The 23,458-nt window shown below is 46.5% G+C and carries 42 protein-coding genes; 7 read left to right on the top strand and 35 right to left on the bottom strand.

The features are described 5' to 3' along the window. Window positions 1-90 precede the first annotated feature (90 nt). The 13 genes from RDW05_RS04075 to RDW05_RS04015 all read right to left on the bottom strand — a co-directional run bounded on the left by RDW05_RS04075 (window position 91) and on the right by RDW05_RS04015 (window position 4,307). The gene (locus RDW05_RS04075; RefSeq protein WP_307977932.1) at window positions 91-396 is read right to left on the bottom strand and encodes a hypothetical protein; all 306 of its coding nucleotides are present in this window, start codon (window positions 394-396) and stop codon (window positions 91-93) included. A 12-nt stretch (window positions 397-408) separates the two neighbouring features. Further along, complete coding sequence (locus RDW05_RS04070; protein ID WP_307977931.1) at window positions 409-759, bottom strand: hypothetical protein; 351 nt, start codon at window positions 757-759, stop codon at window positions 409-411. Next, a complete protein-coding gene (locus tag RDW05_RS04065; RefSeq protein ID WP_307977930.1) occupies window positions 756-1,097 on the bottom strand; it encodes a hypothetical protein in 342 nt (113 codons plus the stop codon). The genes RDW05_RS04070 and RDW05_RS04065 overlap by 4 nt, the downstream gene beginning before the upstream one ends. After that, window positions 1,078-1,347, bottom strand: a complete 270-nt coding sequence (locus RDW05_RS04060) for a hypothetical protein (protein WP_307977929.1) — start codon at window positions 1,345-1,347, stop codon at window positions 1,078-1,080. Before RDW05_RS04060 ends, RDW05_RS04065 begins: the two co-directional genes overlap by 20 nt. A gap of 4 nt (window positions 1,348-1,351) precedes the next feature. Beyond that, entirely contained in the window at window positions 1,352-1,519 is a 168-nt protein-coding gene (locus RDW05_RS04055; RefSeq protein ID WP_307977928.1) for a hypothetical protein, read from the bottom strand. Beyond that, a complete protein-coding gene (locus RDW05_RS04050; protein ID WP_307977927.1) occupies window positions 1,513-1,746 on the bottom strand; it encodes a hypothetical protein in 234 nt (77 codons plus the stop codon). The genes RDW05_RS04055 and RDW05_RS04050 overlap by 7 nt, the downstream gene beginning before the upstream one ends. Before the next feature lie 5 nt (window positions 1,747-1,751). Continuing rightward, entirely contained in the window at window positions 1,752-2,222 is a 471-nt protein-coding gene (locus RDW05_RS04045) for a hypothetical protein (protein ID WP_307977926.1), read from the bottom strand. Then, a complete protein-coding gene (locus RDW05_RS04040) occupies window positions 2,219-2,560 on the bottom strand; it encodes a hypothetical protein (protein ID WP_307977925.1) in 342 nt (113 codons plus the stop codon). Before RDW05_RS04040 ends, RDW05_RS04045 begins: the two co-directional genes overlap by 4 nt. Window positions 2,561-2,572: 12 nt before the next feature. Next, a complete protein-coding gene (locus RDW05_RS04035) occupies window positions 2,573-3,112 on the bottom strand; it encodes a hypothetical protein (RefSeq protein ID WP_307977924.1) in 540 nt (179 codons plus the stop codon). A gap of 57 nt (window positions 3,113-3,169) precedes the next feature. Beyond that, window positions 3,170-3,406, bottom strand: a complete 237-nt coding sequence (locus tag RDW05_RS04030; protein WP_307977923.1) for a YdbC family protein — start codon at window positions 3,404-3,406, stop codon at window positions 3,170-3,172. A 106-nt stretch (window positions 3,407-3,512) separates the two neighbouring features. Further along, on the bottom strand, window positions 3,513-3,779 hold the full coding sequence (locus RDW05_RS04025; RefSeq protein ID WP_307977922.1) for a hypothetical protein: 267 nt from the start codon (window positions 3,777-3,779) through the stop codon (window positions 3,513-3,515). 12 nt (window positions 3,780-3,791) lie between these two features. Further along, the gene (locus RDW05_RS04020) at window positions 3,792-4,076 is read right to left on the bottom strand and encodes a helix-turn-helix domain-containing protein (RefSeq protein WP_307977921.1); all 285 of its coding nucleotides are present in this window, start codon (window positions 4,074-4,076) and stop codon (window positions 3,792-3,794) included. A gap of 48 nt (window positions 4,077-4,124) precedes the next feature. Beyond that, window positions 4,125-4,307, bottom strand: a complete 183-nt coding sequence (locus tag RDW05_RS04015) for a helix-turn-helix transcriptional regulator (RefSeq protein ID WP_303712644.1) — start codon at window positions 4,305-4,307, stop codon at window positions 4,125-4,127. A 140-nt stretch (window positions 4,308-4,447) separates the two neighbouring features. Here RDW05_RS04015 and RDW05_RS04010 point away from each other — a divergent pair, with 140 nt between their 5' ends. Next, complete coding sequence (locus tag RDW05_RS04010) at window positions 4,448-4,639, top strand: hypothetical protein (RefSeq protein ID WP_307977920.1); 192 nt, start codon at window positions 4,448-4,450, stop codon at window positions 4,637-4,639. Here the strand turns inward: RDW05_RS04010 and RDW05_RS04005 are convergent. Next, window positions 4,624-4,806, bottom strand: a complete 183-nt coding sequence (locus RDW05_RS04005) for a hypothetical protein (protein WP_307977919.1) — start codon at window positions 4,804-4,806, stop codon at window positions 4,624-4,626. The genes RDW05_RS04010 and RDW05_RS04005 overlap by 16 nt on opposite strands. Window positions 4,807-4,879: 73 nt before the next feature. On the opposite strand from RDW05_RS04005, the gene RDW05_RS04000 reads away from it, so the two are divergent. Beyond that, window positions 4,880-5,161, top strand: a complete 282-nt coding sequence (locus tag RDW05_RS04000) for a hypothetical protein (protein ID WP_307977918.1) — start codon at window positions 4,880-4,882, stop codon at window positions 5,159-5,161. Here the strand turns inward: RDW05_RS04000 and RDW05_RS03995 are convergent. Next, window positions 5,132-5,335, bottom strand: coding sequence for a hypothetical protein (locus RDW05_RS03995; RefSeq protein ID WP_303707354.1), 204 nt, complete (start codon window positions 5,333-5,335; stop codon window positions 5,132-5,134). The genes RDW05_RS04000 and RDW05_RS03995 overlap by 30 nt on opposite strands. Window positions 5,336-5,432: 97 nt before the next feature. Further along, a complete protein-coding gene (locus RDW05_RS03990) occupies window positions 5,433-5,624 on the bottom strand; it encodes a helix-turn-helix transcriptional regulator (RefSeq protein WP_276765294.1) in 192 nt (63 codons plus the stop codon). Between the two features lie 147 nt (window positions 5,625-5,771). Here RDW05_RS03990 and RDW05_RS03985 point away from each other — a divergent pair, with 147 nt between their 5' ends. From RDW05_RS03985 to RDW05_RS03965, 5 genes are all read left to right on the top strand, one after another. After that, window positions 5,772-6,146 carry a helix-turn-helix transcriptional regulator gene (locus RDW05_RS03985; RefSeq protein WP_307977917.1) on the top strand — a complete coding sequence of 125 codons (375 nt, stop codon included), beginning with the start codon at window positions 5,772-5,774 and terminating at the stop codon, window positions 6,144-6,146. Between the two features lie 138 nt (window positions 6,147-6,284). Then, window positions 6,285-7,376, top strand: coding sequence for an Abi family protein (locus RDW05_RS03980; RefSeq protein ID WP_307977916.1), 1,092 nt, complete (start codon window positions 6,285-6,287; stop codon window positions 7,374-7,376). Between the two features lie 376 nt (window positions 7,377-7,752). After that, complete coding sequence (locus RDW05_RS03975; RefSeq protein ID WP_307977915.1) at window positions 7,753-8,742, top strand: Abi family protein; 990 nt, start codon at window positions 7,753-7,755, stop codon at window positions 8,740-8,742. A gap of 195 nt (window positions 8,743-8,937) precedes the next feature. Continuing rightward, window positions 8,938-9,918, top strand: coding sequence for a RhuM family protein (gene rhuM, locus RDW05_RS03970; RefSeq protein ID WP_307977914.1), 981 nt, complete (start codon window positions 8,938-8,940; stop codon window positions 9,916-9,918). 185 nt (window positions 9,919-10,103) lie between these two features. Then, window positions 10,104-11,204, top strand: coding sequence for a site-specific integrase (locus RDW05_RS03965; protein ID WP_307977913.1), 1,101 nt, complete (start codon window positions 10,104-10,106; stop codon window positions 11,202-11,204). A gap of 249 nt (window positions 11,205-11,453) precedes the next feature. On the opposite strand, the gene RDW05_RS03960 is transcribed toward RDW05_RS03965, so the two are convergent. From RDW05_RS03960 to RDW05_RS03870, 19 genes are all read right to left on the bottom strand, one after another. After that, on the bottom strand, window positions 11,454-11,645 hold the full coding sequence (locus tag RDW05_RS03960; protein WP_304104986.1) for a hypothetical protein: 192 nt from the start codon (window positions 11,643-11,645) through the stop codon (window positions 11,454-11,456). A gap of 51 nt (window positions 11,646-11,696) precedes the next feature. Beyond that, window positions 11,697-11,837 (bottom strand): hypothetical protein, encoded by a 141-nt coding sequence (locus RDW05_RS03955; RefSeq protein WP_304104983.1) that lies wholly within the window; start codon window positions 11,835-11,837, stop codon window positions 11,697-11,699. 21 nt (window positions 11,838-11,858) lie between these two features. Further along, window positions 11,859-12,098: a hypothetical protein gene (locus RDW05_RS03950; protein WP_307977912.1), complete on the bottom strand. Its 240-nt coding sequence runs from the start codon at window positions 12,096-12,098 to the stop codon at window positions 11,859-11,861. 300 nt (window positions 12,099-12,398) lie between these two features. Continuing rightward, complete coding sequence (locus RDW05_RS03945; RefSeq protein ID WP_307977911.1) at window positions 12,399-12,605, bottom strand: hypothetical protein; 207 nt, start codon at window positions 12,603-12,605, stop codon at window positions 12,399-12,401. Between the two features lie 25 nt (window positions 12,606-12,630). Next, entirely contained in the window at window positions 12,631-13,392 is a 762-nt protein-coding gene (recO, locus tag RDW05_RS03940) for a DNA repair protein RecO (protein WP_307977910.1), read from the bottom strand. After that, entirely contained in the window at window positions 13,385-14,149 is a 765-nt protein-coding gene (locus tag RDW05_RS03935) for a hemolysin family protein (RefSeq protein ID WP_304277587.1), read from the bottom strand. Before RDW05_RS03935 ends, recO begins: the two co-directional genes overlap by 8 nt. A 129-nt stretch (window positions 14,150-14,278) precedes the next feature. Continuing rightward, the gene (gene era / locus RDW05_RS03930) at window positions 14,279-15,148 is read right to left on the bottom strand and encodes a GTPase Era (RefSeq protein ID WP_298883569.1); all 870 of its coding nucleotides are present in this window, start codon (window positions 15,146-15,148) and stop codon (window positions 14,279-14,281) included. Between the two features lie 63 nt (window positions 15,149-15,211). Continuing rightward, window positions 15,212-15,619: a cytidine deaminase gene (locus tag RDW05_RS03925; RefSeq protein WP_307977909.1), complete on the bottom strand. Its 408-nt coding sequence runs from the start codon at window positions 15,617-15,619 to the stop codon at window positions 15,212-15,214. Between the two features lie 56 nt (window positions 15,620-15,675). Then, window positions 15,676-16,182: an rRNA maturation RNase YbeY gene (gene ybeY / locus RDW05_RS03920; protein ID WP_009145976.1), complete on the bottom strand. Its 507-nt coding sequence runs from the start codon at window positions 16,180-16,182 to the stop codon at window positions 15,676-15,678. Further along, complete coding sequence (locus RDW05_RS03915; RefSeq protein ID WP_307977908.1) at window positions 16,172-17,179, bottom strand: PhoH family protein; 1,008 nt, start codon at window positions 17,177-17,179, stop codon at window positions 16,172-16,174. Before RDW05_RS03915 ends, ybeY begins: the two co-directional genes overlap by 11 nt. Before the next feature lie 33 nt (window positions 17,180-17,212). Next, window positions 17,213-17,773 (bottom strand): peptidylprolyl isomerase, encoded by a 561-nt coding sequence (locus RDW05_RS03910; RefSeq protein WP_307977907.1) that lies wholly within the window; start codon window positions 17,771-17,773, stop codon window positions 17,213-17,215. Between the two features lie 62 nt (window positions 17,774-17,835). After that, entirely contained in the window at window positions 17,836-18,570 is a 735-nt protein-coding gene (locus tag RDW05_RS03905) for an alpha/beta fold hydrolase (protein WP_307977906.1), read from the bottom strand. Between the two features lie 136 nt (window positions 18,571-18,706). Next, a complete protein-coding gene (gene pgeF / locus RDW05_RS03900; protein ID WP_307977905.1) occupies window positions 18,707-19,534 on the bottom strand; it encodes a peptidoglycan editing factor PgeF in 828 nt (275 codons plus the stop codon). Window positions 19,535-19,658: 124 nt separating this feature from the next. Next, window positions 19,659-19,910 carry a hypothetical protein gene (locus RDW05_RS03895; RefSeq protein ID WP_293723371.1) on the bottom strand — a complete coding sequence of 84 codons (252 nt, stop codon included), beginning with the start codon at window positions 19,908-19,910 and terminating at the stop codon, window positions 19,659-19,661. Between the two features lie 11 nt (window positions 19,911-19,921). Beyond that, the gene (nrdR, locus tag RDW05_RS03890; protein WP_021719799.1) at window positions 19,922-20,389 is read right to left on the bottom strand and encodes a transcriptional regulator NrdR; all 468 of its coding nucleotides are present in this window, start codon (window positions 20,387-20,389) and stop codon (window positions 19,922-19,924) included. Between the two features lie 19 nt (window positions 20,390-20,408). Further along, window positions 20,409-21,479 carry a cell division protein FtsZ gene (gene ftsZ / locus RDW05_RS03885; protein ID WP_307977904.1) on the bottom strand — a complete coding sequence of 357 codons (1,071 nt, stop codon included), beginning with the start codon at window positions 21,477-21,479 and terminating at the stop codon, window positions 20,409-20,411. A gap of 111 nt (window positions 21,480-21,590) precedes the next feature. Next, window positions 21,591-21,923: a small basic family protein gene (locus RDW05_RS03880; RefSeq protein WP_293723366.1), complete on the bottom strand. Its 333-nt coding sequence runs from the start codon at window positions 21,921-21,923 to the stop codon at window positions 21,591-21,593. Next, the gene (locus RDW05_RS03875) at window positions 21,920-22,618 is read right to left on the bottom strand and encodes a DUF881 domain-containing protein (protein WP_021719802.1); all 699 of its coding nucleotides are present in this window, start codon (window positions 22,616-22,618) and stop codon (window positions 21,920-21,922) included. The genes RDW05_RS03880 and RDW05_RS03875 overlap by 4 nt, the downstream gene beginning before the upstream one ends. A 49-nt stretch (window positions 22,619-22,667) precedes the next feature. Beyond that, window positions 22,668-23,456, bottom strand: coding sequence for a cell division protein FtsQ/DivIB (locus RDW05_RS03870; RefSeq protein ID WP_307977903.1), 789 nt, complete (start codon window positions 23,454-23,456; stop codon window positions 22,668-22,670). Between the last annotated feature and the right edge of the window lie 2 nt (window positions 23,457-23,458).

Here is a 23,458-nt window from a genome sequence, read left to right as displayed (position 1 = left end):
GAACATAGCACATTGCAATGCACATTACGGCGATTGTAGCGATTAAGCAGATTGCAAAATCAATAAGCATAAGATCCATTTTTGCATCTCCTAAAACAATTCCTCTTTTGGCAGCACGAACCAATACTCTCCCAACGGACTAGGTGGATACCACTCCCATTTATAGCCCTGCTCTTTGCAGTACATCACCAAGGCATCAGAATCCAAGCAGTTGATAAAGCGCCCGCTTTCTCTGTACTGCTTTGCTATAGGCTCAAATTTTGCACGCATTTCATCTGCTGTGTAATGCTCAACAGCACGACGGCCGTCGAATATAATGCTCGATGCAAGTTTTTCCGCGTGCCAGAATTCGCCACGCCGTTTCAGCTTTTTCTCAACTTCTTCATTCCACTCCATGCCTTTGCTCCTTTATATGCTAATTCTCTGCCCGCAGTTCGGGCAGTAGGATGCGTAATAAGGTACGTCTTGCCGGCAACATGCGCAACGATACGCTGCGCTGCAATCATCTGCCTTTTCAATATTGATGTAGCCCGGAATTTGGCGTTTGATAGCTTTAGCTACCAGCTTCAGTTGTTTGAGGATAGCTTTTGCGTTCAGCACTTCCTTACGTGATTTTTTATATCTCAGCAGTGTTTTCTGTTCAGGAATAGCGATTTTCTGAATTTCAAACAGACAAATGCGCAGGTTCTGTTCACGTTCCTGCAGACTGTTCCACCACTCAATGCGTTTTGGAGTCGCATTGTTTCCGTAATAAATCACATCTCTTCATCTCCTTTTTTTGGTTTCGGGAATGCAGCGCCACACCAGGGGCAATACCAGTAGTCTGCGTTAGTGCGAATCCCGCAATCAGGACAGATTGCCAGCTCTTGCCACGGTCTTTGATAATACTTTTGCTCTACGTGACTTCTCGATTTGCCTGTAACTCTGCCCCGTGTTTCGATACCATGCCTTGCATCACGCTTCTGGCGCACATGACTTCCGCTGCACTCTTTGCATCTTCTGGCCGGTGTGCCGTCCGCCTTAATCACAGCAGGACGGCCACAGTATACGCACAGCCCTTGAGCACGGCGCTCCTCTTTAAGCTCCTTGCTTACCATTGCTCTCAGCCTCGTAGATAGCATCTTCAAGCCTATTGCGCAAGCGCAGGTAAATTTCCAGGTTGTCGCGATGGTAGTCCAGCCCGCTGTTATACAGGCCTTGCGGAATCTCTCTTTTTGTATCTTTCAACGCCAAAACCATACCGAGGTTCTCGCCAATGCTTTTATCTAAGGCGATACGCAGAGCCATACGCTCCGGCTCAGTGATGATCTGAATGTTAAGTGGCGACGATAATTTTAATTCTCTCATTTTCTCATCTCCAGTTATCCACGATAATCATTATGCCGATGATTCCATAAAGTGCAATTTGCACCAGACGCAAAATGCTTTCATCCGCTTCCAGCCACCATTTAAACATTACGGCTGAAAGCAGTATAAGCACTGCTCCCATCACCATTTCGATTGCCCTTATGATTACCATTTCGCCTCACGCTCCTTGCGATACAACACGAACTTCGGGACAAAGCCAACAGCTTCGCGGCGGGCGCTGGCCTTTGCAGCTTCTTTTTCAGCCATGCGACGGCGGATATCCGTATATTTTTCGGTAATCAGACGGTATGTAGGGCAAATGCGAAACTCTCCCTTAACTTTTACCAAGGCAGGCATGCCAAACTGCCAAGGGCTGAAATATTGCTTAGAATCAATCATGCAGCTCACTCCTTTATCAAATCATCATATCCCGGCAAAACCTTTATTTTTTTGCCATTTTTAAAGGCATTAACTTTATAAGGGTTTCGCCAGTCAATCTCAGCATAGTCCAAGAAGAAGGCGCTGGCCTTCTCATAATAGGTTACGGCGTATTCTTTCACCTTTACGCATGGCCATTGTTTCTCTTCACCAGCCAATATCGCCGTCAACATACCCTGAATACTTGTCCGCTGAGCAACCAGGTCCGGATATATGCCCCAGCCTTTACGCAAACGATGCTCCGGAATATCAACCTTGACTATTACGTCATGCGTGCCGGGTGCAGCCCAGTGAACTGCGTTGTTTGCCGTGCCGAAAAAGCACAATACGTTCCTCTTCCAGGTATTCTTCGACGGAAGGCTAGGCGCCGGGCGAATCGTGATATCTGACAAGTACTTCGACAGCTCCAGCCAGCTCATGGCTCTGTATAAAATCATTTCTTTTCCTCCGCACGCTGCTTCATAGCAGCTTCCACCTCAGCGATAACATCAATGTCGCCAGGACTCAGCTCTTTGTTTTTGATTTTTAAAACGTACTCATGTGCCAGGTTGACCATATTTTCGACGCGGGTTTCCTTTTTCTGGATGCTCTTAAAATCATTCATCAGGACAAGACACGTCGCACGCATCAGCGTAAAAGTAAGGTCGGTTATCAGCTTATTGGTTGCTTCCTCTTTGGCAATGTTACAAAACGTCTTGTCGAGGTCACTCATCTTGACGTCTTGTTTAAACGCCTTTTTAGCAGCAGCTCTCCGGAGCGCTCTGTTTACTCCCATGCTCTCACTCCCTTAAGGTAATTGGTCGATAAGCTCCTTTTTAATAGCTTTATATTGAGGCGTTACCGCCCTTTGCTCATTCTCATATCTAAATTCGCATTCGCCCGGTGCGGGGTTTTCGCGCAGCGCATGCACCTGCAGACCGAGGCGGTGGAACATCTTACGTCTGAGGCAATCCTTGACCACGTCGCCCTGAGGGCAGGCGTAACAGTTGAGACTCGCACCATCGACCAAATCCAGAAAATCGGATTGGCTGATGGTCACCAGACGCTCGCTGTCGCTTTTGTCATAGCGAAAGTCATCATAATGAGCTACCTTAATGGCTGTTCTCTCTATGCGGCGCACGACCTTGACTTTTTCGACCGGGTCCAGCTTGCTCATGCGGTCATCAATAACCTTATGCATATAGGTTTTTGCCGTGCTCAGCCAGCGCCGCCAGTCTTTGTTTTGGGTGCTGACATCCTTAAGGATTATTTCTAAGGCTTGTACGCCAGCGCTCAACCACATCAACTGATTGAGCTCTGTGCTGGCCATGTATCTTGACTCTTTCATGGGTTCACCTTCTCCAGCTCAGCGCCGATAGTGCCATGCATACGGCCATTATATATACTACTCATTGCGTCCTCCCATTTGGCTGAGTTCCTCACCGATGAGCTTATACAGCTTCTTCAGCTCTTCTTTGGTCAGCGTAATGCCCTTGCCGGGCTTGCCGTTGGGGTTCCAGGTGCGCAGGTCATATTTTTTGTATTTCTCATCCCAAACAACCACGTTCAGCTCCTTGGTGTAGCCTGAAGGGTTCTCGCCGAGAGCGCCGATTCTTCTTTCCAGTTTAAACTCAATCTGCATTGTAATTACTCCTTGCTTTTGTTATAATATCTATGATCTTATTGCTTTGAGCATTGACAGTTTGCGGCTGCCAATGCTCTTTTTCTTTTGTCCATGCCAGCGGTGCTCATCTGCGCACCTCGATTGGAATGAGGACTACATCTCCCGGCTGAAGGTCACCTTTGATATTGCTGATTTTGCGCGTCCAGAAGATAACTTCCCGAACGTCGCGTCGGTCGCCTTCGCTATCCATGACACCGCCTACCAAGTGCCACATTGTATCCCCTTCCCCAGCAACAGTCTTTACTACGTATTTTTCTACCGGACGGCTATAATCCCACGCTGCCAAAATGCAGCAGGCCGCCAGCAGAATGAACAATATTTTTTTCATCATCGTTTCCCTCCTTTACACAACGCCCTTACGGATTTGCTCCAGACGAGCAAGGTAGCTATTGGCAGCATTAGCAGTGCGGATGCTGACCTTTGCCGGCTTAATCACCGGTGTATATTCAGTCATATGCTCATTGCACAGCTGCTCCAGCATTTCATCAGCACGCTTCACATTGATGCGCCAGCCGCCGATTTTTACGGCCGGCAGCTTGCCCTTCCGGCACATATCGTAGATGGTTCCTACGCTGGCCGATACGTGCTTAGCGTAATCCTTAATTGACATGTACAATACATCAGCCATATTACAGCCCTCCCTTCTTCAACTCCTGCACCAGCGCCGCGTCCAGTGCTAATCTGCAAATAAATCTTTAACGCTTATATTCAAAACATCGGCTAAACGCTTTAAAGTACTTAACTTTACATCGCCGCCATTTTCGATAGCAGGAATTGTTCGATATTGCAAACCTGCTTTTTTAGCAAGCTGGTATCTTGATACACCTTTAGCTTCTCTGATTTCTTTCAGCCTTAACATTTAACGCACCTCCGCAATATATTTGTATTTGACCATTTGACATTACGCAAGATATAGTATTATAATACTATGGTAGTAGATGAACTGTTTTTCACTCTCAAATTCTCTACTAGACTTTGGACAGGAAGGAGGTGTTTGTTATGAAAAGGTATATATTTTTCTGTGAACAGCTTAGTGTTGATGAATACGAATCTCTATATAAAGCCTTAGATGACAACTCTTTTATGACTATACCCAAACATAATAGAATAATCGAAGCTTTTTGGGATAACAAAGAAGCTATAGAAGACGTTATTCAAATACCAGCTAATTGCAACTATGTTTGCTCATAAAACTTTAAACTGATTTTTTTATTTTCGAGGTCACATGCTACAACGGCCTCGAATTTTTTATGCGACTGGCTGAACTCTGTCAGCTTCATTATCACTAGCATAAGCTTTTCAAAATCAGTATTTCTGATGTTGATACCTAAATCAGGCATTCCATTTGTATCCTCCATCTTCCCCACCTCCCTTCTTTTTCACCACCTCGCAGCAGTGCTATAATGGAAGCACAGGAAGGAGGTGTTTGTTATGTCAAGTTTGCCAATTCCACCAGATGTATATTTTTCTGATTTTGCTTTTGATTTAAAGTGTTATTCTGTAATCAGAAATGGTATTACAGTCTGCCAATACTCCGGTTTGGATAATACAGAAGGTCGTAAATCGTATGTGCATTTTCAACTTCCCTGTGATATTAAAGTTGGTGATTCGTTGGAATGCAACGGCGATTGCTTCTTAGTTACCAAGGTTGATTTTGATACTTTTGATGGTCAAAAAGCTCTCCTAAAGGCTTTTATCATCAATAAAATCTAAATAAAATCTTCTTGAGAACAGTGCAATCCATTTTAGTACATCTCTAGTTTTTTGAAGCCCTAAGATTTGTACTTTAATATGCATTGCTAAAATATTATTTTGATAATGTTTTTCTACTATGCCTCTGCAATCTTGGTTATCAGCCAAATTGTTAGAGGCTTTTTCTTCTTCCATGTCCTAGCCTCCGTTTATAATAACCATTAGCCAGCCTATTTCATTACCTCCCTACCGCCAGCGCCACGCCGGCGGTTTTGTTCTACTTTTAGTAGAGTTACTGAGCAAAAAAAATATCATCATAAGAAACTCCGAGGAACTCAGAAATCTTCTTAGCCTGCTTAATCGTCGCTTCATCTGGATTTTCCTCTAATTTTCTATAAGTTTGAACATGAATATTTAACAGCTCAGCCATTTCATCCTGCGTTTTTCCTTTTATCAAACGCATTTGTTTCAAAGACAAGCCCATATGAATTTCACCTCCTTGTTTGTAATTTTATTCTAATCTACTTTTGGTAGATTGTCAACTACCTAAAGTAGATTATTTTCGTTATGACGTTGATTTTTTTCTACTTTTAGTATATTATAGACTAAAAAGAGCAAAGGAGGTTCTCTTATGGGAATCAGTGAAAATATAAAAATCTTACGTGAAAGATACGGATTATCGCAAAAAGAATTAGGCCAAATCGCAGGCGTTAGCGATAAAGCTGTTTCGACATGGGAACAAGGCTTGAAAGAACCTAGGATGGGTGCAATTCAAAAATTAGCCGATTATTTTTCTATCCGGAAAAGCGATATTATAGAAGACGGCGGTTTAATGTCTAAGCGAACACCTTCCCCCTCTCTCTCCCTCACCCAGCAGGAAGAAACACACATAAAAAAATACCGCCAGCTGGATGCTGACGGCAGGGAGCGTGTTGATTATGTTTTAGATATGGAATACAAGCTTGCTAATGAGCGTGCTGAAAAAGAAGAAGAGAGTTTAGGATAATTTAGGAATTGACAAAAATTTACTAATAGGTTACAATAAGACTACTAGATACACCGGTATCGCTTGCGACCGGTTGAAGGCCATCGTCTTATTGTAAGGCGATGGCCTTCTTTAGTTTGTGCAGAAAGAAGTGTTTAGATGGGTATACCAATTATATTTGACAAACCGTTTAAAACGTATGATGAGCAAATTGCGCATTTACGTGATAATTATGGGCTTGATATTGTTGATGAGGAACTTGCCAAATATATTCTGTCAACTTTTTCCTACTATGACATCATCAATGGTTATCAAGAGTGCATGATGCAAAACGGAAAATTTAAAGAAGGTATCAGTCTTTTGTATCTTTACTTTTTTCATCTGTTTGACAAGGAATTTCAAAATATCTTATTCAAGAATATTTTGCTTATAGAAAATTCATTTAAAGCAAAGCTGGCCTACTCAATTTCTGCTCATTACGGAGTTTCTATGTATGACTATCTTGATAAAGCTAACTATAAACCAGGATATAAAGGAAAAATCTTCTTTAACATTTTAAAAACTAACATTTTTCGAGAGATTGGCAAAACAGATAAGCAAAATAACCTAATTGCCTGTACCAAACAACCGTGTAAACATTATTACGATACACATCATCATATACCAGCATGGATATTGATGAAAAACGTATCGTTTGATAAAGCAATTACTCTTTATCTGCTGCTAAAGCCAGAAGTAAAAGAAGAAGTAACAAATGCATTGATCAGTGTCGATGTACCCATAAAAGATAAAATAGCATTCGTAACATCTGCTCTAACATTAATAAGAAAATTCCGCAATGTAATAGCTCATAATCTCAAATTTGTTACCTATAGCCAGAAAAATTCAAAACTTCCTTATAAAACCACTTTAAATTTAATTAAAGAAGAATCTGCTACTACTGGCATTACCAGCTTTGATGACACTTATGGTTGCTTAATTGCTATTTTTATTTTACTAAATGATACTAAAGAACAAGTTTCGTTGCTTAAGTGTTTGCAAAAACTGCTGACAGCGCCACCCATAGGAGTAGAAGAGCTTCAGCCTTTGACGAAATATATAGTAAATCATTATTTAGAAATAACTGGCTTAGGAGCTGATTTTTCTAATAAACTGATTGGTCTTACTCGTGCCTGTATTAAAAGTGCTATCTTATCAGAGCAAAAGAAAAAAGGATTTATGGACCTATGCAATATAATACAGTCTCAATGACACTAACATCACTGTTTCCTATATTTTAAAATACCGCCAGCTGGATGCTGACGGCAAGGAAGAAATTGACGATATTATTGATGTTAAGCTGGCCAAGCTCCAGCGCAAGGCGGAAGAAGACGTGGAGAGTTTAGGATAATTTAGGGAAGTAGTGAAACAATATATTGTAGCCTTTAGACGGTAAACTGATATATAATACCACAAGACGGCCGAAAAAGCAAATTTCCTCATATATTTTCATTGACAAAAACCCTATATATATGCTACTATGACTACAGAGCGATCTGGGAATTGATTCGTCATACCCCCAGACAAACGATAGCCCCTGTTTCTCATAGTAGAAGCAGGGGCTATTCGTCATTTTAGGAGTGATTTAATGACCATTGCAATGCAAAAGAATTATAAGCCGAACGAAGAACTGGTTAATCTTTTAATTTCACGAAACATGACTATTTACAATAAGCCTTGGGCTGCCAAAATACTTGACTATGAAAATTATTATTACGTTGTTAATGGATACAATAAAATCTTTATCACCAGCACCGTGCCGGAAGATTATTATAGAGATGGCACAACCTTTAACGAATTGCTAGCTCTGTACACCTTTGATAGAACCATTAGAGAGAAACTGCTGATTGAGCTTTTACGAGTTGAGCACATCGTCAAAAGTCGCATTGTTGCTGTTTTCTCCAAGTATCACGGTCATGACCATACATCATATTTGCGTCCTGAAAGTTTCAACTCCACGAGCTTCGAAAATTTCAAGCGTACCAATAGCATGATTTTCGATATACTTAAACTGATTGATTCACAAAAAAATCGTCATGGCTCGGTAAAACACTATATGGATAAATATGGTTATGTGCCGTTATGGGTATTGTCTAAGGTAATGACATTCGGTAAGCTAAACTCTTTTTATTCATGCATGAAGAATGAAGAAAAAACAGAAATAGCAGCAGCCTTCTCCCTTACTCCTAAAGAATTCAAAGGAGTAATAGATTTCATAGCCAATCTACGTAACAAATGCGCTCATGGCGAAAGAATCTACTGCCACGCCAAAGATGTTCCTTTGCCAAGACCAATTCCCAGCTTAAAAGAACATGATATGCTTGGTATTCCCAAAAACAAATCCGGTCACCGTCCCTATGGTACACAGGATGTTTTAGCCCTGCTTATCTCCTTGCGTTATTTCTTGTCTCCTAGTCGTTACAATAACTTGTTGAATAAAATCAACTACGCGCTGCACAACAAATTACAGCATCGACTTACCAGCATTGATATAGCAGTTGTTGAAAATATTATGGGATTAAATTGCAATTGGCTTCTCCTAACAAATTTTCCACCAAAATGCTCTACAAAAGAATAGAGGTTTAAGGATAATATAGACCGCCAGCAAATGACAAGCAAATTGCCGGCAAATAAAAAAAGACTGCCAGTTGGATGCTGACGGCAAGGAAGAAATTGACGATATTATTGATGTTAAGCTGGCCAAGCTCCAGCGCAAGGCGGAAGAAGATGTGGAGAGTTTAGGATAATAGATTTTGAAAGTGAGGAATGAAACATGGCAGACATTATTATTTACAACACTGCAGACGGTAAAGCCGAAATTAAACTTTATGCCGATAACGGCACTGTATGGTTGACGCAGGCACAAATAGCTGAGTTATTCAACAAAGAGCGCAGTGGTATCAGCAAGCATATAAAAAATATTTTTGATGAAGGTGAACTAGTTGAAAAAAGCAATGTGAACTTTCTTCACATTGCAAATTCTGATAAGCCCGTAGCTTTTTATAGTCTTGACGTTATCCTTGCTGTCGGTTTCCGTGTCCGTTCACCGCGCGGCACACAGTTCCGTCAATGGGCAAACAATACCTTAAAAGAATATCTGCTGAAAGGCTTTATCCTTGACAAGGACCGCCTCAAAAACCCGGATGGCCGTCCGGATTATTTCGACGAATTACTGGAACAGATTCGCGATATTCGCGCCAGCGAAAAACGTTTTTATCAGAAGCTGCGTGACTTATTCGCTCTCTCCAGCGACTACAAGGTTACCGAAAGAGCAACGAGCTTATTCTTTGCAGACACGCAAAACAAGCTGCTTTTTGGCGTCACAAGAAAAACTGCTGCTGAAATTATAGCTACACGTGCAAACGCAGATTCTCCGAATATGGCCTTGACCTCATGGAGCGGTTCGATAGTACGCAAAGCTGATGTTATCGTTGCAAAAAACTACCTCACATCTGACGAAATAGATGTTCTTAACCGTTTAGTAACTATCTTCCTTGAAAGTGCTGAATTGCATGTAAAAATGCGTAAGGACTTGACGCTTGACTTCTGGCGTGCCAGTGTAGATAAGCTGCTTTTAGATCATGGCGTCCCCTTGCTGCAATCCCACGGAAAAGTCACCATGGAACAAGCCCAAATACACGCCCGTAAAATTTACGAAGAATTTGACGCACGTCGCAAGGCATTCGATGCAGCACAAGCCGATGAGCTTGACCTGTTAGAACTGGAGCAGGAAACTAAAAACATCAAGAAGTAAAATACCGCCAGCGGAAGGCAAGCAAATTGCCGGCAAATAAAAAATCCCCCGGTGTTACCAGCACCGAGGGACCTGCAAGAACGTGCTACCAACACGCTCAATGTCATCAACCCCCGAACCACCAAGAGCTGATTACTTTTTTATTATATCAGCTCTGCTCGAAAAATGAAAGGAGCTGATTTTTTATGGCTAAAACAAAAAAATCTAACGGCGAAGGAACCATCAGCTACGAAAGCGACCGCAAAATGTACCGGGCAAGACTAATCGCCCCGGACGGAAAGCGCATCTCTAAACGCTTCCCCACGAAAAAGGAAGCAATGGAATGGATTGCTGTTATCCAGGCAGATATCTGCAAGAACGTCTATGTAGCGCCCAACAGCCTGCGCTTAGGCGAATGGCTCTCCGAATACCTTATTACCTACAAAGCACCCAAGGTGCGCCCCAAAACACTGGTTCGCTACATACAGACCGCAAAACATATTGCACCCATTGCAGAAATGGAGCTGCAGAAGCTGACTGCCCATACAGTGCAGCAATTCTACAATGAGCTGCCGCCGATGAGCGCCAGCAGCAAGAATAAAGTGCATAAGCTCCTGAAGGCTGCCATCACCAAAGCCTGCGCCATTGACCTTCTCTCAAAAAACTTCATGCAGGCGGTAGAAGCTCCGCCGGTTCCCAAGGTTGAAGTCCAGGTATTCACTACGGAAGAAATCGGTAAGATTCTGCAGACGGCCAAGACCAGCCGTTATTACAGCAAATACTATCCCTTCTTCCTTCTGGCAGCAACTACCGGCGCGCGCCTCGGAGAACTATTAGGCCTTAAGGCGCCAAACGTAAAGCCAAATTATATCTACATCGACAACAGCCTGCAGGCAGTGCGCGGAAAGCTCACAGATATGCCGCCCAAGACTGCTGCCGGTGTACGCAAGATAACTATTGCGCCCGAGGTCAGTAAAGCCCTCAAGCTCGCCAGCGCCTCTTCCGGTCCGGTGCTTTCGTTTAACAGGTACGTTTTCCACACCCGCAACGGCACGCCGATAGCACCGAGGAATATGGAACGCATCTGGAAGGCACTGCTGCAGGAAGCAGGCGTCGAATACAAGAACTTCCACGTTCTGCGCCACACTATGGCCACGCAGCTGCTTGCCAATGGTGTATCCATCGCCGAAGTTGCCAAGCGCTTGGGACACAGTAAAATCAGCCACACGCTCAATCTTTACAGCCACGCCGTACCTAATTATGACGAAGGCATTCCGGATATCATCAGCAAGGCATACGCACTCTGACCGCGTTGGCCCCAGCGTTGGCCCCAAAAGGGTTTTTGAATCCTAAAAACCCCATGAAATAAGGCTTTTTAAGGCTATTGATGTTAGGCCTTCTAAGCCGTGGGTCGGGGGTTCGAATCCCTCCTGGATCACCATGAGAGAAACCCCGCAACCATGCAGGTTGCGGGGTATTTTTGTGTGTAAAAATAGCGTTTTCAAGTTGAGCACAGCATTTTAGAACAGCTCAAACATATTTGCTGCAGTTTCCGTTTAAGCCTGCTTATATATCTGCTTTACCTTCTTAAAAATTTCCCAGTTCGTCTTTACAAACCAGGCAAACACACAGCCAACAGCAAAGGTTACAGCGCTTTTTTCGTCTGTTACTACGTTTAAAATAGATCTGATCATCAGTCCTATCGCCAAAAATTCAAATACCAAAAATAAAATCACATGCTTTTTCATTAAGTAATCTCCTATCTGTTATATAATCATATATATTTGAGTGAATCCCCTTTACATTACTCTTTTCATTACCCAGCATACTATCACACCGCCTGTGATGAATGCTTTGACAGCTTCTTTGTCAAAGTTTATATAATACAGCGCCCACGAAAAACATATAATTGCTAAAACATCCGTTACTTTTATCTTCATTGTACATTCTCCTTTAAAATCTTAATACCATGCACACGCACTTGTTTCTGGAAATTCTCCATCCTGCACAAGCATGCCTACTCTGACCATAGCCATTACTCGATACATATCAGATACGTCAAGCGCTTCTTTTACAATAAAGCGATCCTTAAAATTTTTTCGGTTAACCTGCACAATCCCAAAATTATCCTTTTTTCCTTCAGGATAAAATTTATACTGCACATATTCTTCTGTCAGCTCTAACAGCTCAAGAGTAAGCATGCTCTTCCCTCCGCTCGCATTCATGGTTTCTATCACTTTACTCGAAGATTATCCTAAACCTTCTGCTTCCCTTTTATTTTAACATATCGCTCTAATTTTTACAATTTACTTGAATATCTTTTCTTGATACTTAACAAATCTTATCTCGCGTTATTAAATAATAGCAATATAATTAACTCAGCAGCAGAAGATTTTTCGCTGCAGTATATCGGCTGTTAATTTTGAAACGCCTACAAAAATACACACTCTTCCCCAAAACAAAAAGCGTGGACCTATGTCCACGCTTTTTTATGCTCATTGCTATTTTGCAGCAGTTATCTTCTCTAAATCTTCCAAAGTAATCTCGCCAGCCTTACGCAGCTTGACAATCTTCTTTACTGTCACAGCTTGCTCTTCAGTAAGGCGGAATTGTACCTGCTTGGTTATAGCATCACCTTCAAGCTTCTTACGTCCACTTCCGGCACGAGCACCGCCCCAGGTTCCTTTAGTTTTTATTTCTTCAGTCATACACTACGCCCTCTTCTATACAGCCTCACAGCTGCAGCTGACTCAAAAAGTTTAAGCTGTTCAACGGCTTATCTATCTGAAAGAAGATAAACTTGAAGAGAATTTTTTCCAGCTCCATGAGCGCACCGCCTCGCACCCTAAAGGGCGCCGGCTGCTCGTAATCGAGCTGCGCCAGCCACTGCCACAGCTCGCGTGTTTCCGCACTGCACGGCTCCAAGCCGTCACCATTATAGCTGCTTTTGCAGCTGCTGCAGATAAGCCCGCCCTGCAGCGGACTAAACCACGCATTCTCCTTGGCCGTCACAGCCTCACCGCAATGCACGCAATGCGTAAGCTGCGGCGCAAAGCCCGTAGCCGCCAGCAATTTTATAGCATAGGACAAAACAACCAGACGCGGATTGCGCTGCATCAGCGCCGCCAGGGCAGCGCCCAGCATTTCATAAAGCTCTGGCTGCGGCACTCTATCCTCCGTCAGCACGGCAGTCAGCTCCGACGCTACCGCCGCATAAGCCATCTGCTGCATATCCATTGACTTGGGCATCTGCAAAAGCTCACAGCTGCGCAGCTTGTCTATCTTCTGCCCCTGCTGCACCTCAATATGCAGATTGGCAAAGGGCTGCAGCAATCTGCCATGTATATTTTTTTCATAGCGGGCACCATAGGCGATAAAGCGCAGCTTGCCATGCTCCTTCGTAAAGCAGACCGCATATTTATCAGCCGTCTGCCAGTTTTTTACATGCAAAACAAGCGCATCATCTGCCAAAAGCTCCCTTTGCGACTCACTCATCCTGCTGCTCTTCCTTCTGCTCCGGCTCCTGCGCCAGTTTAACGGCCAGCACACGCACTACGCGGAAGCCTTCTGTGCGCAGCACCTTGAAGCTGTAGCCGGAAATTTCCACAACATCGCCGATTTCAGGCTTGCGTCCCAGCAGACCAAACACATAACCGCCGATGGTATCCTCCTCAGGATCATCAAATACAATCGGCAGCTGCTCTGCCACATCGTCCAGCAGCACCATGCCGTCAAATTCAATACTGCCATCGGGAAGCTGCAGCACATCCGGCGGCTCCGCCGCTTCATGCTCGTCCTGAATATCACCGACGATTTCCTCCACCAGATCCTCCATCGTAATCAGGCCTGCAGTACCACCATACTCATCTGCTACAAGCACCATCTGCACATGACGCTGCTGCATCAGACGCAGTGCCTTCGGCACAGGCATAGCCTCCGGAATAACGACAATCGGACGCATCAGGCGACGCAGGTCAAAGGTAGTCTGCCCCGGCTTAAGCTTCAGCAAATCGCGCACATGCAGCGTGCCCACAACCTGATCCTTATCCTCCATGCAGAGCGGATAGCGTGTATGATGACTGCTGCGTACAACAGCCATATTTTCTGCCAGCGTATCATCCAAAAACAGGCATACCATATCCTGACGCGGCACCATGACCTCACGCGCTACACGGTCGGCAAAGTCAAAAACATTGCCGATCATGCTGCCCTCGACATGGTCAATTTGGCCGTGGCGCTCGCTGGCGCTCACCAGCTTGCGCAGCTCATCCTCACTGCTGGCGCTGCCCTCCTTGTGCCAGGTTCCTGTTTTCAGGTAATGCCAGGCAAGCGGCAGTCTGTGCCAGAAATCAATCAGTTTCCGAAAAAAATTGATAAGTCCTCACTCCTTGTAGCCAAGCTGCTTCAAAGCTTTATCCTTGTTACGCCAGTCAGCCTTAACCTTAACCCATAAATCCAAAAAGACCTTGCAGTACAGCAGTTTTTCGATATCAGCACGCGCCTGCTGGCCAATTTTCTTCAGCAGGCTGCCCTTAGCGCCGATAACAATGCCCTTTTGCGATTCACGCTCTACAAAAATAGTTGCTCTGATATATACGTTTTCTTCGTCGCGCTCCTTGAATTCATCCACCTCAACCGCTACGGAATGGGGAATTTCATCACGCGTCAGACGCAATACCTTTTCACGGATCATTTCGGCAGCAATTACGCGCTCCGGCTGGTCGGTAATCATATCCTCCGGGAAGTACGCCGGTCCCTCCGGCAGATGCTTAGTAATTTCCTGCACCAAACCGGGGAATTCGCTGTCATTCAATGCGGAAACAGGTACAATCGCCGCAAATTTATACAGCTTATTATAACCTTCCATAATCTGGAACAGCTTTTGCTTGTCTGCCAGCTTGTCAATCTTATTTACTACCAGTATTACCGGTGTTTTTACCTTCTGCAGCAGGTTCAGGATATAATCCTCGCCTGCGCCGCGTTTTTCGGTTGCATCCACTACAAAGAGGACAACGTCAACCTCCTGCAGCGTGCTTTCTGCCGTGCGCACCATGTATTCGCCCAGCTTATGCTGTGGCTTATGGATACCCGGCGTATCAAGAAACATAATCTGTGCGTTATCAGTATTCATAATGCACATAATCTTGTTGCGGGTAGTCTGCGGTCTGTCGGACATAATAGCGATTTTTTCGCCAATCAGACTGTTTGTCAGAGTGGACTTGCCCACGTTCGGGCGCCCCACCATAGCCACAAAACCGGCATAATGTTTAGCTTCTTCGTTGTTTACCTTCTTTATCTTAATCAGCTCCTGTTATTATAATTCAAAACCATACGGCAGCAGCTCTTCTACCGTGGTAATTTGAAAGTCACCCTTCATATTTGCCAAAATCACGGTCTGGATACCAAACTCGCGCATTACCTGTCTGCAGGCACCGCAGGGAGAAACGGGGCCGGAGGTATCTGCAACTACGCACAGCTCTACCATCTCGCGCTCACCAGCGCAGGCAGCGTGGAAGATTGCGTTACGCTCGCCGCAGACACAAAGTCCATAGGAAGCGTTTTCCACATTACAGCCACCGTAGATTTTTCCGTTGGCACAGCGTACTGCCGCACCTACAGCAAAGTTGGAATAAGGAATGTAAGCATTCTTACGGGCAGCAACCGCTGCATCGTACAATTCGCGCCAAGCCGGGGATAATTCATTCAGTTTTACGTCTTTCATGGAAAGCACCTCCTATGTTTTTTACAGGTTAGTTATAAATAATTGTGCATTAAGCATTAATGAATGCCTGTAGGATGGTCAAAATATTCTTCGGAAAGGTTAATCGCACGCAGAGCTTCCTCCTCTTTCGCACGCATTTCAGCCTTATCCTCCTCCGTCATATGGTCATAGCCCAGAAGATGGAACATACCATGCACTGCCAGATACGTCATTTCGCGCTCCAGTCCGTGCCCGTATTCCTCTGCCTGACGCAGCGCGGTTTCCGCCGAAATGATGATATCACCGAAAAGATGCTCCTCCGGTCCGCCGATCAGCTCCGGCTCGTCTTCATCCTCGCAGTCCTCATCCAGCGCAAAGCTCAAAACGTCGGTAGGCTTATCCATACCGCGATACTCACGGTTCAGCGCATGGATTTCCTCATCGTCGACAATCGTGACATCCACCTCAGACTCCTCCGGCAGCTCATTCAAGCGTGCCACTGCCTGCAAGCCCTCCTGCAGGCGCTCCAGCACCTGCGCGGAAAGCTCCAGCTTCTGCTGGTCATTTTCCAAATTAATTATCATGCTGTTTTTCTCCGTTATATTTTTCTTTTTGTTTTTCAAAGCGTTCATAAGCCTTGATAATTGAACCGACGATTTCATGGCGCACAACATCCTGCTCGCTGAACTTTATTACGCCGATTCCCGGAACATTTCCCAGAATACGCGCAGCGTCCTTCAGGCCGCTGTTCTTGCCGCCCGGCAAATCTATCTGCGTGATATCGCCGGTAATAACCATCTTACTGCCAAAGCCAAAGCGCGTCAGGAACATTTTCATTTGCTCCGGTGTAGTATTCTGCGCCTCATCCAGAATGATGAAGGCATCATTCAGCGTGCGTCCGCGCATGTAGGCCAGCGGTGCAACCTCAATCGTGCCCTTGGTAAGATACTTTTGGAAGGTTTCTGTTCCCAGCATATCATACAGGCCGTCATAAAGAGGACGCAGATACGGGTCTACCTTATCCTGCATATCACCCGGCAAAAAGCCCAGCTTTTCGCCTGCTTCTACCGCAGGACGCGTCAAGATAATACGCTCTACCTCTTTTTTCTTCAGCGCCGCTACTGCCAGCGCCACTGCCAAATAGGTTTTGCCTGTGCCTGCAGGTCCGATGCCCAAGGTGATATAGTTATGACGGATTGTTTCCACATATTGCCACTGTCCCAAGGTCTTAGCCTTTACCTGACGGCCACGGTTATTGACAATAATCGTGTCAGCATACATACGGTGCAGGCTTTCCAAATTTCCTGCCTTCACCATATACATGCTGTAACGTACATCATGCGTTGTCAGCGGCAGTCCCTGACGGTACAAAAACAGCAGCTCCTGCAGCAGCTGTTCCAGCTGCGCCACCTCTTCAGCGCGTCCGCTCATTGTAATCTGATTGCCGCGCGCTACGATTGTACAGTCAAAAGCACTGCGGATTAAACGCAGAAATTCATCATTACGTCCGCAAATGCCAACCATTTCCTGCTGGTCAACAGTTTCGAGTATACCTTGCATTTTTTCTTCTTCACTAGCCAAGCAATTTCCTCCTACCTGTTTTCAAAAGGGGTGTTAACGTTTTTCTATCGTAATTTTCTTAATGGTTACAGGCTCCAACGGTTTATCATTGGAATCTGTTGCTGTTTTGCCGATTTTATAAACAACATCCATGCCCTTGCTTACCTTGCCGAAAACAGCGTGCTTACCGTCAAGCCATTTAGTTTCACGCAGGGTGATAAAGAACTGGCTGCCGCCGGTATTCGGACCGCGGTTGGCCATAGAAATTACACCGGGGCCGTCATGCAGCAGCTTACTGCTGAACTCATCCTTAATAGTATAGCCGGGGCCACCGGTACCGTTGCCGGCAGGGTCACCGCCCTGAATCATAAAGTTATCGATTACACGGTGGAAAATAAGACCGTTATAGAAGCCCTTTTCTGCAAGTGTAATAAAATTCTTTGATGTTTCCGGTGCATAGTCTGTTGCCAGCTTCACCTCAAAATCGCCCATGCTCGTATTGAAAACAGCCGTCGCAGGCTCTGCCTTCGGCGCCTGCTCCTGCTTTTCCTGACCGCAGGCTGTAAGTACCAGCGCGCACACCAGCATCAGGCAGATTATTAACAATTTCTTCATGCTCTTTCCTCCCATAGAAAAGGATATAATTACTCAAGTATATTATACAACTAACAAGCGCCTCATTTCAAGCGTTTGCCCAGCCAATCGCTCAGCAACGCGCCTGCCTGCTCACTGTACTGCGTAAAGCTATGGTCGCCGCCTGCAAAGATATGCAGCTCTGCCGCCTCGCCGACGGCTGCGGCGTTGCGCTGCCCCTGCTCAGCCAGCACCACCTCATCCGCGCTGCAATGCAGCACAAGCACGGGCAACGGCTGTGCCTTCTGCAGCAGTGCAGGCAGATCGTATTGGTCGAAGTCCGTCAGAAAATCCGGCGTCAGGTCGCATTCGCCGCGCTCATCGTTAAAGTGCAGCGTTTCACCGCTGTCCAGACGGCGGTATTCATACTCCGTCATCACATAACGAAAGGTAAAGCGCAGGTCGTTAGGCGTCGCCCACAGAATCAGTCCGGCGAGAGCACCATCCTGAGCCGCAGTAATGATGGACGCAGCACCGCCCAGACTGCGTCCCAAAAGAAACAGCCTGCAGCCAGGCTGCCTGCGGCGTACCTCTGCCAGTACGGCATGCAGCTCCTCTACCTGACGCGAAATTATCTGCGTACCCGTAAAGTTAAAGCGCACTACGGCAGCGTGTGCAGCAGCCTGCTGCGCCACTCCTGCAGCGCGTCCGCCGCTGTCACGGCTGCCGCGGAAGCCATGCGCCATAACGAGTACAGCATTATTCTCACTCCGATTCGGTTCTACAACACACTCTATTTCACCTAACGGTCCTTGAAATGTAAAGGTATCCTTCAGCATCTTCACTCACTCTTTTCGTAAAATTTTAACGCGTTACCTGAAGCATTCAGCGACTCGCTGCATAACGCATTTTTTAACGTATCACCTTAAGCTTCTAAGCTCACGTTCAACCCTAAGTCTTTTTCACGCGCAGCACTTAAGCGTTTTTATTGTCAGACATTCTATACAGGCACACGCCCATGCGTCCTGTTTTGCCCTGCTCCGCGCGGTAGGAGCAGAACATTTCGTGGTTATGCTCTGTGCAGACGCCGGCAGTAAGGATATTTTCTGCCCTAAGGCCAGCGTTAAGCAGCACCTCGCGGTTATAGCCCCACAAATCCAACAGATACTTGCCCGACTTTTCTGCTCGTTGCGCAAAGAACTGCTCGTAGCCTGCAGCCTTACTGCGCACAAAGTCGTCCACCTCATAGCAGCATTGGCCGATAGACGGACCAATCGCCGCAACGATATCTTCGGGACGGGAGCCGAAGGCTTGCTGCATCGTCTCCACTGTTTTGCGCCCAATCTGCGCCACCGTACCGCGCCAGCCGGCGTGCGCTACAGCGCACACGCCCTGGTGCTCATCAACAAAAAGCAGTGGCACGCAGTCAGCAAAAAACAGCAGTATCGGCACATTTGCCAATTTCGTAACCAATGCATCTGTCTCCTTGATGGTATCAGCCAGCGTAGTCGCACCGGCGCCAACTAAAGCCTCATCAACTACAACAACCTTGCTGCCAGGCACCTGCTCGCAGGTAGTAAATTTGCTTGCATCCAAACCTAAAGCCTGCGCAAACCGGCAGCGGTTCTGCAGCACCAGCTCCGCCTCGTCTCCCACGTGCAGCGCCAAATTCAGCGTCCCCTCTGCGACAGCGCTGGCACCATGCAGGCGGCAGCTACAGGCATTGCCAAAGCCAGCCTGCGTCAAACGTGGGAATGAACCCCACCAGAGATTATTTTTTTGCGTAATGATAAAGTCCTGCATTCTGAAATCCCCCTTAAAAGCACTTAAATTCGCAGCTAAATTTTAGCTGATATATCCTGCTTATACCAAAAGAGACGGCTGTCGCCGTCTCCTTTTATAAGTGCCTGCGGCACCATTTTGCTATTTACTTTTGATACGGTGCAGTACCATCGGGTATTTCCAGCACAACGGTGATAATCACAGTGCTGTCCGTAGCCTTGGCTGCAGTGTCCATAAACACAACCTTGGCACCGTTATCCAAATAGTAATTTACCTCTTTCACCGCTCCGTTATTGTTGTTGGAAAAGGTAAAGAGTCTTTCCTTCGCCAGCGCCGAGCTGCTGAAGCCAGCCACCAGCATAGCAGTTGTCAAAGCAAGAAGCAAATACCGTTTCATCGACTGCACCTCTATTTTTCTTCCTTGGTGTTCTGCATAATGCGCTCCAGCTCCTGCATAAAGTTGCGTACATCAGCAAACTGACGATATACAGAAGCAAAGCGAACGTAGGCAATCTGGTCCGTCTGCTCCAGATGCTTCATCACCAGCTCGCCAATCTGGGCGCTGGGAACCTCAGCATCAGCACTCATGCGCAGCTCACGCTCAATGCTGTCAGCAATATCTTTGATTTTTTCATAAGGAACAGGGCGTTTTTCGCAAGCCTTGAGCAAGCCTGCCAGCAGCTTTTTGCCGTCAAAAAGCTCGCGGCGGCCGTCCTTCTTGCTGACAACCAGCGGAGTTTCCTCATATTTTTCATACGTGGTAAAGCGTTTGCCGCAATTAGGGCATTCGCGTCTGCGACGAATGGAGCAGCCTTCCTCAACAGCGCGGCTGTCGATAACGCGGCTGTCTCTGTGAGAGCAATACGGGCACTTCATATTACTGCCTTCCTTTCAATCAGTGGCGCAGCCATGGCGGAATCTCGTTAGGATCAGAGAAGCTCTTGATTACGCCACCGTTGCTGCGGTTGATAGATGCCGGACCACCAACAGTATTTCTGGTAACCGGAGATTTTTTCTCAAAGCCGGTAGCAATAACCGTAACACGGATTTCATCGTTCAGGCTTTCGTCAATAACAGCACCGAAGATAACAACAGCGTTCGGATCTGCTGCTGCATTGACAATATTAGCAGCCTCGTTGACGTCAAAGAGGGACAGCTCCTTGCCGCCGATAATGTTGATCAGTACGCCGCGGGCACCATCAATAGATGCTTCCAGCAGCGGGCTTTTGATTGCAGCTTCGGCTGCGGCCTTGCCGCCGCCTTCGCCCTTGGCAGTACCAACGCCCATCAGTGCGCTGCCTGCGTTGGACATAACAGTCTTCACATCGGCAAAGTCAACGTTAATCAGACCGGGAACAGCAATCAGGTTGGAAATACCCTGAACGCCCTGACGCAGAACGTCATCGGCCTTTTTGAATGCCTCCAGCATGGAGGTGCGTTTTTCAATAATCTGCAGCAAACGGTCATTAGGAATGGTAACCAGGGTATCAACCTTTTCCTTCAGGTTAACGATACCGGTTTCCGCCTGCTTCATACGGCGAGGACCTTCAAAGCCAAAGGGTTTGGTTACAACGCCGACAGTCAGTGCACCAATTTCCTTGGCGCATTCTGCAACAACGTGCGCAGCGCCGGTACCGGTGCCGCCGCCCATACCGGCAGTAACAAATACCATATCTGCACCCTTCAGGACCTCCAGAATCTGGTCACGGGATTCTTCGGCAGCCTTTTCGCCGATTTCAGGATTAGCGCCTGCACCCAGGCCCTTAGTCAGCTTTTCGCCGATCTGAATGCGTTTTTCTGCTTTGGAAAGCATCAGGCATTGCTTATCGCAGTTCACAGCAATAAATTCAACGCCGCTTACGCCTGCATCAATCATACGGTTAACGGCATTATTGCCGCCGCCGCCAACACCGATTACCTTAATGTTGGCTAATGGTTCAAAGGTTGTTTCTACGTCATCAAACATATTTTACGTCCCCCTTAGCTTTGGGTAGCTTTTTTGCTATAAACTTCACTGTTTACTTTTCAACATACGCCTGCCATTTTCCTGCTTATTGCAGAATTTTTTTCTGCAGCACTATTTACCCATATACAGGCGACGGATAATGCCCATATTCTGGAAGACACGCATGCCAAAAATCAGGACTGCTACCAAATATAAATCAATACCAATCAGGTTGCCGGCATAGCACAAAAAGGCTGCCAGAATACCATTAATGAAAAAGCCGGATATAAAGACCTGTGCATCATAATTGCCTTCTAACGAAGCACGCATACCGCCAAGCACTGCGTCCATGCCTGCCATAACGGCTACAGCCAGCAGGCGGGCGTATTCAGGCGGCACGCTGAAGGGACAGTAAACACCAAGCATCAGGCCCAGCACAAGGCCCGCAATAGCAAATGCAATCATTTTGCTGCCTCCTTCCCTTCCACCGTTTTGGCATATTCAAAGCTGCGCGACGATTTAAGCGCCGGGATATGCAGCTTTTCTACCGTTTTGATTTTTACCTGAATGCCCCAGAACTCAAAGGTTTCAACAACACCGCCACGCAGACGCAGCGCACTGCTCAGCGTTTTGGGAGCGCCGATGGCCTTGATTACATAGGGCGGAGCACTGCGCACATTGTTGACTGAAATCGTCGGTCCTGCACAGCGCACCTCGCTCATCGCTACGATGCGCTGGTCGTTCAGCGAAATCGCTTCCGCACCTGCAGCACGCAGCTCGTTGAGCACACGCAGCAAATCCTCATCATGAATGATATACAGATTGGGGTTTTCGTTGGATTTCTTGGCAATGTTGCTGTCGTCCAGCAAAATCTCAATGCCTGTGCCCTCTACATCAGTAGTTCCGGCCATCAGCTTCATGCGCTCATCTGCCGGATCCTTGGCAGCACCTGCACGCAAGGTTTCCAGCTCCAGCTGCAGCTGTTTGTTTTCGCTTTCCATAGACCTCAGGCGTTCAGACAAATCCTCAACGCGGTCCATTCGTACCGAGCGCTGACGCTCAGTAGCTTTGTACTGTACAGAAAGCATAAAGCCCAACACCATGAATACCACGGCAATCAAGAGCTTGCCCTTTAAATCCATAGTCAAAATTTCTTTCATTTTTTCTCCCTCACTGTGACAATCACTGCACAAATGCAGTCAAATCCCTTTAAACGGCGCCTTGCTTCGGCAGAAGCTTGATGTAAGGCTTGGCAAAGGTCAAATCAATATATTCAGCCTTAATATTTTTATCTTTAATTTCATTAAACACTGTCATAAACAGCGGCGCCTTCTGCGCAAGCTCCTGCGCTTTACCAAGACGCACCGGGAAGCAGCCGCTCAGCTGCAGCTTGACCTCCTGCTTGTTGTCAACAGCAATTTCTCCAATACGCTGCTGTGCTTCCGGCGTCAGCTGCTGCAAAAACTTCAGGATCTGCAGCACGCCTTCATCCTCCACCCTGTCGCCAAGATACAGATTGCCGCACTTCACACCGGCAAGCACCGGTGCCTTAGCATCAGGAATGGTCGTCGTCACGCTGATGACAATGCCATTGTAATCCAGCTTCAGGTAGCTGCGATACGAATTGGCTACATAAAGTGCCGGCTGACGCTCCTCAACGCTCACCTGCAGCGTCGCCGGGAAGCGGTAGGCCGCCTCCGCATTTTGAAAGCGCACATCATGCGAAAGTGCTTCACGCACACGCGACGTGCTGGCGTTGAACAGGTTCAGCGGTCCCTTGCCGCAGCCGGCGAGCGAAATAACATCCGCCTCCGTCAGCAGGCTGGTGCCGTAAATGCTGACACTGCCGAAGGCAAAGGACGGACTGTGCAGAAAGCGCCAGCCATAGAAGCAGGCGGCAGCAGAGGCCGCCGTAAATAACACAAGTTTTACCAGCCGCCATATTTTTTGGCGTCGGCGCCTGCGCACCTGCTCGCGAAAGCTTTGCGACGAATCCATGC

This window comes from uncultured Phascolarctobacterium sp. (assembly GCF_902463975.1).
Classification (GTDB): domain Bacteria; phylum Bacillota; class Negativicutes; order Acidaminococcales; family Acidaminococcaceae; genus Phascolarctobacterium_A.
Note: the sequence above shows the minus strand (reverse complement) of the source record. Positions and strands in the feature narration are given on the sequence as shown.